Origin of the sequence: Streptomyces neyagawaensis, from assembly GCF_023516595.1 — a bacterium.
Classification (GTDB): Bacteria; Actinomycetota; Actinomycetes; order Streptomycetales; family Streptomycetaceae; genus Streptomyces; species Streptomyces neyagawaensis.
The window spans coordinates 195001-207231 of record NZ_JAMGBG010000027.1; the positions used below are offsets into that span (position 1 = coordinate 195001).

Genomic DNA, 12231 nt, shown 5'->3' on the forward strand with positions numbered 1-12231 from the left:
TGCCCCCATCCTGGACGTTCCCCGTTCGATCAAGGGTGAAGCCAGGCGCCGAAGGGCAGGTTCCGGACAACCGTGAAGACCAGCACCGACGCGCCGAGCGCCCACAGGACCGCGGGCCGGAGTTCGAGTCTCATCGGCCGTCCGCGGGCCGCCCGGACCACCCATACGGTCCACAGCACCGCACAGGTCACGAAGGCGACCACGGCCAGGGCGTTGTCCGTGAAGGCGGTCGCCACGTCCCCGTGGGCGAAGGCATGGGCACTGCGCAGCCCGCCGCAGCCCGGGCAGTACAGGCCGGTGAACCGCCAGAGCGGGCACACGGGGTAGTGGCCGGGTTCGTTCGGATCCACGGCCGCGACATACGCGAAGGCCCCACCGACGGCCGCGAGCGCGGCGGCAGGGATCCAAAGCCTTCGCAGCGCACCGCCCTGGGCCGGGACGGCCCGAACGGCGTGCGGGGGCGGCGCGACTGGCTGGGGATCGGCGTTCACACACCGCATTGTGCCCGGCGGGCGCCCCACGCGCGCGTGCGGGCGGCCGGGCACCCCCGGGGCGAACCGGACGGCCGGGTGCCCCGAGGTGGACCGGACGGCCGGTGGCCCGAGGCGGACCTGACCGCCCTGTGCGGAACGTCAGCCCTTGGCGGGGACGGGCTCGCCGCTGATGGCCTTGGCCTCCGCCTTCGCGGCACCGGACCAGTCGTCGCCGTGCGTCGACTTGGCCTGGCCGAGGCCCATCGCCTTCATGATCATGCCCACGACGCCGCCGAGCAGGACGATGACCATGCCCGCCCAGAATCCCAGCGGTTCGGCCATCACCATGTAGGCGCCCGAGACGCAGAAACCGATGAAGGCGATGGTGACGCCGGTCCAGGCGGCCGGGGTGTGGCCGTGGCTGCTGCCCGCCATGACTTTGCTCCTCGTTGCTCAGTTGCTCTGTGCGAGTGCTCGATGCGTGCCGCTTGATGCGTGGCGCTCGATGCCGGTGGTGAGTCGGACGCTCGGCGTCCATTGTCCCGTACGCCCACGGGTGCCTTGAGCGGGGGTCCGCCCCCTAGCTCGGGTCCGGTCCTGTGGGGTCCTCGCCCCGGTCCAGGGCCTTCCACATGTCCTCGGGCCGGTCGGGGTCCACCGGCTTGGCCTTGCGCGGCCGGGGCGTGCCGTCGCGCTCGTAGCGGCCGGACATCCCGGGCCACAGCCGTCCGTACCGCAGGGCGAGCAGCCCGGCGAGCAGGATGAGGGCGCCGCCGACCGCCGCGACGTACGGCCAGCCGGTGTGGCTGAGCGCGTCGACGGTGGCGGAGGTGTCGCCGGAGGCCTCGGCGGCCTTGTCGTCGAGGGCCGAGCTGTCGTAGGCGCCGAACAGCGCCGCGGCGACGGTGCCCGCGCCGGAGAGGGCGAGCAGCACGGCGACCAGGACGCGTCCGGAGCGGCGGACGGCGAAGACGGCGACGAGCGCGGCGAGGCCCACTATGGCGAGGGCCGCGGGCACGCCCGTGACGTCGCTGCCCTTGGCGGTCAGCGGGAAGGCGCCGCCGGCCACCGACGCCGTGCCCTCCGACCAGCGCTGGCGGGTGGCGAGCAGCGCGACGGCGGCGCCGAGCGCGCCGCTCAGCAACGCCAGGGCGAGGCTGCGCCGGCCGGAGCGGACGAACGCGGGCTCGGAACGGGGGTGAGGTACTGCGGTCACGTACTCCACTATCGCCTGACCCCCGGGTGGGTTGTCACCCGGGGTTCACGTGAGAAGCGCCCTATTGTCCGAGCCGGTTCGCCGTGTGCACGGCGCGCAGCACGGCCGCCGCCTTGTTGCGGCACTCGGTGTCCTCCGCGACCGGGTCGGAGTCGGCGACGATGCCGGCGCCGGCCTGGACGTACGCCGTGCCGTCGCGCAGCAGGGCCGTGCGGATGGCGATGGCGGTGTCCGAGTCGCCCGCGAAGTCGAGATAGCCGACGCAGCCGCCGTACAGGCCGCGGCGGGAGGGCTCCAGCTCGTCGATGATCTGCATCGCGCGCGGCTTGGGGGCGCCGGAGAGGGTGCCCGCGGGGAAGCAGGCGGTGAGCACGTCGAATGCGGTGCGCCCGGCGGCGACGCGGCCGGTGACGGTGGACACGATGTGCATGACGTGGGAGTACCGCTCGATCGACATGAAGTCGACGACCTCGACCGAGCCCGGTTCGCAGACCCGGCCCAGGTCATTGCGCCCCAGGTCCACGAGCATGAGGTGCTCGGCGCGCTCCTTGGGGTCGGCGAGCAGTTCGTCGGCGAGGGCCTGGTCCTCCTGCGGGGTGGCGCCCCGGTGCCGGGTGCCGGCGATGGGGTGGACCATGGCCTGTCCGTCCTCGACCTTGACCAGGGCCTCGGGCGAGGAGCCGACGACGTCGAAGCCGTCGAACCGGAACAGGTACATGTACGGGGAGGGGTTGGTGGCCCTGAGGACGCGGTAGACGTCGAGGGCGCTCGCCGTGCAGGGGGTCTCGAAGCGCTGGGAGGGGACGACCTGGAAGGCCTCGCCCGCGCGGATGCGCTCCTTGATGTCCTCGACGGCCTCCTGGAAGTCGGGGCCGCCCCAGCGAGCGGTGTACTCGGGCAGCTCGGAGGGCGGGAGGACCGCCGGGGGCTGGGCGACGGGCCGGGTGAGGTCGGCCTGCATGGCGTCGAGGCGGGCGACGGCGTCGGCGTAGGCCTCGTCGACGCCCGTGTCCAGGTCGTTGTGGTTGATGGCGTTGGCGATGAGCAGGACCGAGCCCTCCCAGTGGTCCATGACCGCCAGGTCGCTCGTCAGCAGCATGGTCAGCTCGGGCAGCCGCAGGTCGTCCTGCTCGCCGGGGCCGATCTTCTCCAGGCGGCGCACGATGTCGTAGCCGAGGTAGCCGACCATGCCGCCGGTGAAGGGGGGCATGCCCTCCTGGTGCGGGGTGTGGAGCGCCTCGATGGTGGCGCGCAGGGCGGCGAGGGGGTCGCCGTCGACCGGGACGCCGACCGGCGGGGTGCCGAGCCAGTGCGCCTGGCCGTCCCGCGCGGTGAGGGTGGCGTGGCTGCGGACGCCCACGAAGGAGTAGCGGGACCACGAGCGGCCGTTCTCCGCCGACTCGAGGAGGAAGGTGCCGGTGCGCTCGGCGGCGAGCTTGCGGTAGAGCGCGACCGGGGTGTCGCCGTCGGCGAGGAGCTTGCGGCTGACAGGGATGACACGGCGGTCGGTGGCCAGCTTGCGGAACGTCTCGAGGTCCATGGCGGCTGACCTTACTGATCCAGTGGCGGTACGCCGGAATCGGCGCCGCCCTCGACGGCCTTGAGGACGTCCTCGTCGAAGCAGGTGCGGGCGCCGGTGTGGCAGGCGGCGCCGACCTGGTCGACCTTGACGAGGACGGTGTCGGCGTCACAGTCCAGGGCGACCGACTTCACCCACTGGAAGTGGCCGGAAGTATCGCCCTTCACCCAGTACTCGCGGCGGCTGCGTGACCAGTAGGTACAGCGTCCGGTGGTGAGGGTGCGGTGGAGCGCCTCGTCGTCCATCCAGCCGAGCATGAGCACCTCGCCGGTGTCGTACTGCTGGGCGATGGCGGGCAGGAGCCCGTCGGCGCTGCGCTTGAGGCGCGCGGCGAGCTCGGGGTCCAGCGCGCTGGGAGCGCCGGGGCCGCTCGGTGCTCCGGGACCGCTGGGGCTGCTGGGGGACGGCGTGCTGGTCATGCGTGCCATTGTGCCGCGCCGCGGCGATCGGCCCCGCCCGTTGTCCACAGGCCGGACCGTATCGTCGTACGAACGACTCCCGCGTTGACGGCCGCGCCGCGCGAGCGGCCGCCCCGTTCGCCGTCCCGGTCCTCGCGCGTCGACGGGGCCTGCCCTGGGCCGGCGGGGGCGGCGGGTCGTAGGCTGGCGGCATGTCGACCCATGCCAAGCGTGAACGGCTCCTCTTCGCCGACCTGTTGGAAACTTCGGGCCCCGACGCCCCCACCCTGTGCGAGGGCTGGACGACCCGGGATCTGGCCGCGCATGTGGTGGTGCGCGAGCGTCGTCCCGACGCCGCCGGGGGCATCCTCATCAAGCAGCTCGCCTCCCGCCTGGACCGGGTGATGGCGGAGTTCGCCGCGAAGCCGTACGAGGAGCTGATCCAGCTCGTCCGTACCGGCCCGCCGCGTTTCTCGCCCTTCTCCCTCAAGCAGATCGACGAGGCGTCCAACACGATCGAGTTCTACGTCCACACCGAGGACATCCGCCGCGCCCAGCCCGACTGGTCGCCGCGCGAACTCGACCATGTGTTCCAGGACGCCCTGTGGTCCCGGCTGGAGCGCACCGCCCGCCTCATGGGCCGGGGCTCCCCCACTGGTCTGGTCCTGCGTCGCCCGGACGGCCGTACGGCGGTGGCCCACCGCGGGACCCCGGTCGTCACGGTCACCGGCGAGCCGTCGGAGCTGCTCCTGTTCCTCTACGGCCGCCAGCAGGTCGCCGACGTGGAACTGGAGGGCGAGAAGGAAGCGATCGCCAAACTCCACGAGACCAAGCAGCTGGGCATCTGACCGGGCTCCGTCCCGGCGGCGGTGCCGACAGTTGAGCCCCGGCCACCCAGTGACCGGGGCTCAGCTCGCCATGGACCGCGGCCGGGGTCACCGCACCGGGTGGCCCGCTTCCCTGAGCGCGTTCTTGACCTCGCCTATGCGGAGGTCGCCGAAGTGGAAGACCGAGGCGGCGAGGACGGCGTCGGCGCCCGCCTCGATGGCCGGGGGGAAGTCCGTGAGCCTGCCCGCGCCGCCGGAGGCGATGACGGGGACCGTGACGTGCTTGCGGACGGCGGTGATCATCTCCAGGTCGTAGCCGTCCTTCGTGCCGTCCGCGTCCATCGAGTTGAGCAGGATCTCCCCGGCACCCAGCTCGGCGGCCCGGTGGGCCCACTCGACGGCGTCGATGCCCGTGCCCTTGCGGCCGCCGTGGGTGGTGACCTCGAAGGAGCCGGACTCCGTGCGCCGGGCGTCCACGGACAGGACCAGGACCTGGCGGCCGAAGCGCTCGGCGATCTCGCGGATCAGGTCGGGGCGGGCGATCGCCGCGGTGTTCACGCCGACCTTGTCGGCGCCCGCCCGCAGCAGCTTGTCGACGTCCTCGGCGGTGCGGACGCCACCGCCGACGGTCAGCGGGATGAAGACCTGCTCGGCGGTGCGGCGCACCACGTCGTAGGTGGTCTCGCGGTTGCCGGAGGACGCGGTGATGTCGAGGAACGTCAGCTCGTCGGCGCCCTCGGTGTCGTACACCTTGGCCATCTCGACCGGGTCGCCCGCGTCACGCAGGTTCTGGAAGTTGACTCCCTTGACGACCCGGCCGTTGTCCACGTCCAGGCAGGGGATGACTCGGACCGCCAGGGTCATGAATTCCACGGCTCCTTCAGGAGGGCCTTAGGCCCTTGAATGCTTCGACTTCTACTTCGACGAGGATGCGCGGGTCGAAGAAACCGTCCACGACCAGCAGGGTCGCGGCGGGACGCACGGGCTCGAACAGTTCCCGGTGGGCCCGCCCGACCGCGTCGACGTCCCGCAGGTGCGCCAGATACATCCTCGTCCGGATCACGGACTCGGCGCCGAGCCCGAACTCGCCGAGCGCCTCGACCGCGCTGGTGAAGGCCACCTTGGCCTGCTCGTACGGGTCGCCCTCCCCGTAGAGCACGTCGCCCTTGAAGGACGTGGTGCCCGCCACCAGCACGCGGTCGCCCGCCGCGACGGCTCGCGCGGAGCCGAAGGACTCCTCCCAGGGACTCCCGCTCTGCACCCGCCGCACGGCATCGGACGTCATGACGACACAGCCTCCAGGGCCTCTTCCAGGGTGAACGCCTTCGCGTACAGGGCCTTCCCGACGATGGAGCCCTCGACACCGAGGGGTACCAGCTCGGCGATGGCACGGAGGTCGTCGAGGGACGACACGCCACCGGACGCCACGACCGGGCGGTCGGTGACCGCGCAGACGTTGCGCAGCAGCTCCAGGTTGGGGCCCTGGAGCGTGCCGTCCTTGGCGATGTCGGTGACGACGTACCGGGCGCAGCCCTCCTTGTCGAGGCGGGCCAGCGTCTCGTAGAGGTCGCCGCCGTCGCGGGTCCAGCCGCGGCCCTTCAGGGTCGTGCCGCGGACGTCCAGGCCGACGGCGATCTTGTCGCCGTGCTCGGCGATGACCTTGGCGACCCACTCGGGGCTCTCCAGGGCGGCGGTGCCGAGGTTGACGCGGGTGCAGCCGGTGGCGAGGGCCTTCTCCAGGGAGGCGTCGTCCCGGATGCCCCCGGACAGCTCGACCTTGATGTCCATGGCCCGGGTGACCTCGGCCACCAGCTCACGGTTGTCCCCGGTGCCGAACGCGGCGTCCAGGTCGACCAGGTGCAGCCACTCGGCGCCCGCCCGCTGCCAGGAGAGGGCGGCCTCCAGCGGGGAGCCGTAGGAGGTCTCCGTGCCGGACTCGCCGTGCACGAGGCGGACGGCCTGGCCGTCGCGGACGTCGACGGCGGGGAGGAGTTCGAGCTTTGCCATGGTCTACAGGGTTCCGATCCAGTTGGTCAGCAGCTGGGCTCCGGCGTCGCCGGACTTCTCGGGGTGGAACTGCGTGGCCCACAGGGCGCCGTTCTCGACGGCCGCCACGAAGGGCTTGCCGTGCGTCGCCCAGGTGACCTTGGGCGCGGTGATGTTCGGGTTGTGCGTCTCCAGGGACCAGTCGTGGACGGCGTAGGAGTGCACGAAGTAGAAGCGGGCGTCGGTATCCAGGCCGGCGAACAGCTCCGAGCCGGCCGGGGCGTCGACGGTGTTCCAGCCCATGTGGGGCACGATCTCGGCCTGGAGCGGCTCGACCGCGCCGGGCCACTCGTCGAGGCCCTCGGTCTCCACGCCGTGCTCGATGCCGCGGGCGAAGAGGATCTGCATGCCGACGCAGATGCCCATGACGGGGCGTCCGCCGGCGAGCCTGCGGTCGATGATCCAGTCGCCGCGCGCCTCCTTCAGTCCCTTCATGCAGGCGGCGAACGCGCCGACGCCGGGCACCAGCAGCCCGTCGGCGTTCATCGCCGTGTCGAAGTCACGGGTGATCTCGACGTCGGCTCCCGCGCGCGCGAGGGCGCGCTCGGCGGAGCGGACGTTGCCGAAGCCGTAGTCGAAGACGACGACGCGTTTGGCGGGGGTGGTCGCGGTGGTCCCCGGTCCCGCGTTCCCGGTGCTCAATTCCACACCTCCAGCCTCATGACGCCCGCGACGAGGCACATCGCGGCGGCGAGGGAGAGCAGCACGATGAGGCCCTTCGGCATCTGCTGCTTGACGAAGGAGATGATCCCGCCGACCAGGAACAGACCGACGACGATCAGGATGGTCGAAAGGCTGTTCACAGCGCGCCCTTCGTGGAGGGCAGGATGCCGGCCGCGCGCGGGTCGCGCTCGGAGGCATAGCGCAGGGCGCGGGCCAGCGCCTTGAACTGGCACTCGACGATGTGGTGGGCGTTGCGCCCGTACGGCACGTGCACGTGCAGCGCGATCTGCGCCTGGGCGACGAAGGACTCCAGGATGTGCCGGGTCATCGTGGTGTCGTACTCGCCGATCATCGGCGCCATCTTCTCGGGCTCGGTGTGCACGAGGTAGGGGCGGCCGGAGAGGTCGACGGTGACCTGGGCGAGGGACTCGTCCAAGGGGACCGTGCAGTTGCCGAAGCGGTAGATGCCCACCTTGTCGCCGAGGGCCTGCTTGAAGGCGGCGCCCAGCGCGAGGGCGGTGTCCTCGATGGTGTGGTGGGAGTCGATGTGCAGGTCGCCGTCGGTCTTCACGGTGAGGTCGAACAGTCCGTGGCGCCCGAGCTGGTCGAGCATGTGGTCGTAGAAGCCGACCCCGGTGGAGATCTCGGTGCGGCCGGTGCCGTCGAGGTTTATCTCGACGACGACCGACGTCTCCTTGGTGACCCGCTCCACGCGTCCAACGCGGTTCATGCGCTCTGCTCCTTCTTCAGTTCACGTACCGCGTCGAGGAACGCGTCGTTCTCGGCCGGGGTTCCCGCGGTCACCCGCAGCCACCCCGGTACGCCGTTGTCCCGGACCAGGACGCCCCGGTCGAGGATCTTGCGCCACACTTCGTGCGCGTCGTCGAACGTCCCGAACTGCACGAAGTTGGCGTCGGACTCGGTGACGTCGTAGCCGAGGGCGCGCAGCTCGGCGACCAGCCGGTCCCGCTCCGCCTTCAGCTGCTCGACATAGCCGAGGAGGGTGTCGGTGTGCTCCAGGGCGGCCAGGGCGGTCGCCTGGGTGACAGCGGAGAGGTGGTAGGGCAGCCGGACGAGCTGGACCGCGTCCACGACCGCCGGGTGCGCGGCGAGGTAGCCGAGGCGCAGTCCGGCGGCGCCGAATGCCTTGGACATGGTGCGCGAGACGACGAGATTCGGCCGTCCTTCGAGCAGCGGCAGCAGGGAGTCGCCGTGGCTGAACTCGATGTAGGCCTCGTCGACGACGACCATGGACGGCTTCGCGGCCTGGGCGGCCTCGTACAGGGCGAGGACCGTCTCCTCGGGGACCGCGTTGCCCGTGGGGTTGTTGGGGGTGGTGACGAAGACGACGTCAGGCCGGTGCTCGGCGATGGCCCGCTCGGCCGCCGCGAGGTCGATCGTGAAGTCGTCGTTGCGGGGGCCGGAGATCCAGCCGGTGCCGGTGCCCCGCGCGATGAGTCCGTGCATCGAGTACGACGGCTCGAAGCCGATGGCCGTACGGCCGGGGCCGCCGAAGGTCTGCAACAGCTGCTGGATGACCTCGTTGGAGCCGTTGGCCGCCCAGACGTTCGTGACGTCCACGGCGAACCCGGAGGTCCGCGTCAGGTATTCGGCGAGCCGGGTCCGCAGCTCCACCGCGTCCCGGTCGGGGTAGCGGTTGAGGTTCCGTGCCGCCTCGCGCACCCGCTCCGCGATCCGCTCCACCAGCGGCTCGGGCAGGGGGTAGGGGTTCTCGTTGGTGTTCAGCCGCACCGGGACGTCGAGCTGGGGCGCGCCGTAGGGGCTCTTGCCGCGCAGTTCGTCCCGGACGGGGAGATCGTCGATTCCGAAGCTCACTGACCAGGTACCTTCCAACCGCGTGTCCACTGTTCGGCTCCGCCAAAACGAGCCTTGATCGCCGCGCCGTGCGCGGGCAGGTCCTCCGCCTCCGCCAGCGTGACCACGTGGTGCGCGACCTCGGCCAGCGCCTCCCGCGTGTAGTCGACGATGTGGATGCCGCGCAGGAAGGACTGGACGGACAGACCGGAGGAGTGGCAGGCGCAGCCGCCGGTCGGGAGCACGTGGTTGGAGCCCGCCGCGTAGTCGCCGAGCGAGACCGGCGCCCAGGGGCCGATGAAGATGGCGCCCGCGTTGACGACGCGCTCGGCGACCGCCGCGGCGTCCGCCGTCTGGATCTCCAGGTGTTCGGCGCCGTAGGCGTTGACGACCCTGAGGCCCTCGTCGATGCCGTCGACGAGGACGATCGCGGACTGGCGGCCCGCGAGGGCGGGGCGGATCCGGTCCTCGATGTGCTTGGTGGCCTCGACCTGCGGGCCCAGCTCCTTCTCGACGGCGTCGGCGAGCGCGACGGAGTCGGTGACGAGCACGGCGGCGGCCAGCGGGTCGTGCTCGGCCTGGCTGATCAGGTCGGCGGCGACGTGCGCCGGGTCGGCGGTGTCGTCCGCGAGGACCGCGATCTCGGTGGGGCCGGCCTCGGAGTCGATGCCGATGACGCCGGTGAAGTAGCGCTTGGCGGCGGCCACCCAGATGTTGCCCGGCCCGGTGACCATGTTGGCCGGCGGGCAGGACTCGGTGCCGTACGCGAACATCGCGACGGCGGTGGCGCCGCCGGCCGCGTACACCTCGTCGACGCCGAGCAGGGCGCACGCTGCGAGGATCGTGGGGTGCGGCAGTCCGTCGAACTCGGCCTGCGCGGGCGAGGCCAACGCGATCGAGGGGACGCCCGCCTCCTGCGCCGGGACCACGTTCATGATCACGGAGGAGGGGTAGACCGAGCGGCCGCCGGGGGCGTAGAGGCCGACGCGCTCGACCGGCACCCACTTCTCGGTGACGGTGCCGCCGGGCACGACCTGGGTGGTGTGGGTGGTGCGGCGCTGCTCGCGGTGGACGAGGCGGGCGCGGCGGATGGACTCCTCCAGGGCCGCGCGGACGGCCGGGTCGAGCTGGTCCAGCGCGTCCGTGAGGGCCTCGGCCGGGACCCGCACGGAGGTGAGGCGTACGCCGTCGAACTTCTCGGCGAAGTCGATCAGCGCCGCGTCCCCGCGATGATGCACGGCCTCGCAGATCGGACGCACCTTCTCCAGGGCGGCCGAGACGTCGAAGTCGGCTCGGGGCAGCAGGTCGCGCAGGGCGGGTCCCTTCGGGAGGGCGTCGCCGCGCAGATCGATTCGGGAGATCACAGGCCCAATTCTCTCAGACCTCGGTCGACGGCTGTCCGCACGTTCCAATGGCTGATACGCGTCGCCGACGAAACCCGGAAGATCCTCTTCACGTCTAGCGTTCGGGGCGTCACTCAGCGGGCATCACCTGCGTGAACTGTTGTGCGATACACGCGAGTGACGGAGACGGAGGAAGGAACAGCCGTGAGCGAGGGTGCCGCCATCCGGGACGACGGGGAGATCCCGGACGACCTCACCGCCGCCGAGGCCGGTATGTGGCAGGCGTTCCGCAACGGCAGCGTGTACGACCTCCGCAGCGGCGACACCGCCGAGGACGATCCGCACGGCGGCCACCCCTGGGGCCCGGAGCGGACGGTACGGGCCCGGATCGTGGCCTGGCTGCTGCTGGACGGGCCGCCCGCGCTGGCCGGCCGGGTGTCCGCGCTCAAGCTGGTGGGCGTGCAGATCAAGGGCGTCCTGGAGCTGGCGGGCGGCCAGGTGGTGCCGTACGTGGAGATGAAGGGCTGCCGCTTCGAGAAGGAGATCCTGCTGCCGGAGGCCCGGTTCACCACCGTGCGGCTGGTGGACTGCTCGGTGCCGCGGCTGGAGGCGGCCCGGCTGCACACCGAGGGCGACCTGCATCTGCCGCGCTGCCGCTTCCACAACGGGGTGCGGCTCGCCGACGCGCACATCGGCACCGATCTGTTGCTCAACCAGGCGGTCGTCTACCGCGACCGGCACGGCCGGTCCCTGTCCGCCGACGGCCTCAGCGTCGCCCAGGACGTGCAGGCGGAGATGCTGGAGTCGCACGGCGAGCTGAGTCTGCGCGGCGCGACCGTCGGGGCCTCGCTCAGCCTGCGCGGCAGCCGGCTCGCCAACCCCTACGGCCGTCTCGCCCTGAACGCGCCGCAGCTGACCGTCGAGCGCACCCTCTATCTGACCCCCGCCGGCGTCGGCAATCCGCTGTACACCAGCGGCAGCACGCCCGCGCGCGGCACCCGCGTCCAGCGGTTCGAGTGTCAGGGCGGGATACGTCTGGACGACGGGCGGTTCGGGGACGCCGTCGACCTGGAGCGGGCCAGGTTCACCTTCACGGATGAACAGGAGCTGTCCCTGCGCCGGGTCCAGGTGCCCGAGCTGCGCTTCCTCGGCGAGCGGCCCGAGCGCGGCAAGGTCGTGCTGTCGGGGGCCCGGGTCGGCGTCCTCATCGACCGGGCGGACAGCTGGCCGGGCCCCGGCAACCTCCAGATGGGGGGCTTCCAGTACGAGAACCTCGTGCCCCGGGACCGGTTCCCGCTGGCCGGACGGCTGGAGTGGGTGGCGGCGGCGACCCCCGAGTACCAGCCGGAGCCGTACGAGCGGCTCGCGACGGTGCTGCGGGCCAGCGGCGACGACGAGGGCGCCCGCGAGGTGCTCCTCGCCAAGCAGCGCCACCGCCGGGAGAACCTGCCGCTCGCGGCCAAGCTGTGGGGCTACGCGCAGGACTGGGCGGTGGCGTACGGGTACCGACCCGGCCGGGCCGTCGTGTGGATGGCGCTGCTGTGGGCGCTCACCTCGTACGCCTTCTCCCACGCCGACCATCCGCCGATCAAGAGCGGCGAGCACCCGCACTGGAGTCCGTCCCTGTTCGCCCTGGATCTGCTGCTCCCGGTGATCGACCTCGGCCAGGTCGGCTACTGGCAGCTGCGGGGCGGCTGGCAGTGGCTCGCGGTGGTGGTGATCCTGCTGGGCTGGATCCTCGCGACGACGGTCGCCGCGGGCGCCACGCGACTGCTGAGCAGGAACTGAAAAGGTTGTGAAGAGGCACAACCCGAGTCGCCCGCGCTCCGTCTTCCCCTCGAACCACCGACCACGACACCACCGTCGAGGCG

Annotated in this window: 15 protein-coding genes; 2 read left to right on the plus strand and 13 right to left on the minus strand. The window is 71.8% G+C overall.

From position 1 onward, the window contains the following. Positions 1 to 29 precede the first annotated feature (29 nt). The 5 genes from M8J73_RS14725 to hisI all read right to left on the minus strand — a co-directional run bounded on the left by M8J73_RS14725 (position 30) and on the right by hisI (position 3687). A complete protein-coding gene (locus M8J73_RS14725) occupies positions 30 to 500 on the minus strand; it encodes a DUF2752 domain-containing protein (RefSeq protein WP_079054630.1) in 471 nt (156 codons plus the stop codon). A gap of 132 nt (positions 501 to 632) precedes the next feature. Next, complete coding sequence (locus tag M8J73_RS14730; RefSeq protein ID WP_055536703.1) at positions 633 to 908, minus strand: HGxxPAAW family protein; 276 nt, start codon at positions 906 to 908, stop codon at positions 633 to 635. 145 nt (positions 909 to 1053) lie between these two features. After that, the gene (locus M8J73_RS14735) at positions 1054 to 1698 is read right to left on the minus strand and encodes a TIGR02234 family membrane protein (RefSeq protein ID WP_055536702.1); all 645 of its coding nucleotides are present in this window, start codon (positions 1696 to 1698) and stop codon (positions 1054 to 1056) included. Positions 1699 to 1750: 52 nt separating this feature from the next. Continuing rightward, positions 1751 to 3229, minus strand: coding sequence for an anthranilate synthase component I (locus tag M8J73_RS14740; protein WP_055536701.1), 1479 nt, complete (start codon positions 3227 to 3229; stop codon positions 1751 to 1753). 11 nt (positions 3230 to 3240) lie between these two features. After that, the gene (hisI, locus tag M8J73_RS14745) at positions 3241 to 3687 is read right to left on the minus strand and encodes a phosphoribosyl-AMP cyclohydrolase (protein WP_055536711.1); all 447 of its coding nucleotides are present in this window, start codon (positions 3685 to 3687) and stop codon (positions 3241 to 3243) included. Positions 3688 to 3878: 191 nt separating this feature from the next. Between hisI and M8J73_RS14750 the strand changes: the two genes are divergently transcribed. Beyond that, on the plus strand, positions 3879 to 4514 hold the full coding sequence (locus tag M8J73_RS14750; RefSeq protein ID WP_055536700.1) for a TIGR03085 family metal-binding protein: 636 nt from the start codon (positions 3879 to 3881) through the stop codon (positions 4512 to 4514). Between the two features lie 87 nt (positions 4515 to 4601). Here the strand turns inward: M8J73_RS14750 and hisF are convergent, their stop codons facing one another. The 8 genes from hisF to hisD are packed head-to-tail and all read right to left on the minus strand — an operon-like array spanning position 4602 to position 10381. Then, a complete protein-coding gene (hisF, locus tag M8J73_RS14755; protein ID WP_055536699.1) occupies positions 4602 to 5357 on the minus strand; it encodes an imidazole glycerol phosphate synthase subunit HisF in 756 nt (251 codons plus the stop codon). A 16-nt stretch (positions 5358 to 5373) separates the two neighbouring features. Next, a complete protein-coding gene (locus M8J73_RS14760; protein ID WP_055536698.1) occupies positions 5374 to 5778 on the minus strand; it encodes a RidA family protein in 405 nt (134 codons plus the stop codon). After that, a complete protein-coding gene (gene priA, locus M8J73_RS14765; protein WP_055536697.1) occupies positions 5775 to 6500 on the minus strand; it encodes a bifunctional 1-(5-phosphoribosyl)-5-((5-phosphoribosylamino)methylideneamino)imidazole-4-carboxamide isomerase/phosphoribosylanthranilate isomerase PriA in 726 nt (241 codons plus the stop codon). Before priA ends, M8J73_RS14760 begins: the two co-directional genes overlap by 4 nt. 3 nt (positions 6501 to 6503) lie before the next feature. Beyond that, on the minus strand, positions 6504 to 7181 hold the full coding sequence (hisH, locus tag M8J73_RS14770; RefSeq protein WP_055536696.1) for an imidazole glycerol phosphate synthase subunit HisH: 678 nt from the start codon (positions 7179 to 7181) through the stop codon (positions 6504 to 6506). Then, on the minus strand, positions 7178 to 7342 hold the full coding sequence (locus M8J73_RS14775; RefSeq protein ID WP_055536695.1) for a CG2302 family histidine operon protein: 165 nt from the start codon (positions 7340 to 7342) through the stop codon (positions 7178 to 7180). The genes hisH and M8J73_RS14775 overlap by 4 nt, the downstream gene beginning before the upstream one ends. Continuing rightward, a complete protein-coding gene (hisB, locus tag M8J73_RS14780; protein WP_055512118.1) occupies positions 7339 to 7932 on the minus strand; it encodes an imidazoleglycerol-phosphate dehydratase HisB in 594 nt (197 codons plus the stop codon). The genes M8J73_RS14775 and hisB overlap by 4 nt, the downstream gene beginning before the upstream one ends. Beyond that, entirely contained in the window at positions 7929 to 9038 is a 1110-nt protein-coding gene (locus tag M8J73_RS14785) for a histidinol-phosphate transaminase (RefSeq protein WP_055536694.1), read from the minus strand. Before M8J73_RS14785 ends, hisB begins: the two co-directional genes overlap by 4 nt. Next, on the minus strand, positions 9035 to 10381 hold the full coding sequence (gene hisD, locus M8J73_RS14790; protein WP_055536693.1) for a histidinol dehydrogenase: 1347 nt from the start codon (positions 10379 to 10381) through the stop codon (positions 9035 to 9037). The genes M8J73_RS14785 and hisD overlap by 4 nt, the downstream gene beginning before the upstream one ends. A 183-nt stretch (positions 10382 to 10564) precedes the next feature. Here hisD and M8J73_RS14795 point away from each other — a divergent pair, with 183 nt between their 5' ends. Beyond that, positions 10565 to 12148 (plus strand): hypothetical protein, encoded by a 1584-nt coding sequence (locus M8J73_RS14795; RefSeq protein ID WP_055536692.1) that lies wholly within the window; start codon positions 10565 to 10567, stop codon positions 12146 to 12148. Positions 12149 to 12231 lie beyond the last annotated feature (83 nt).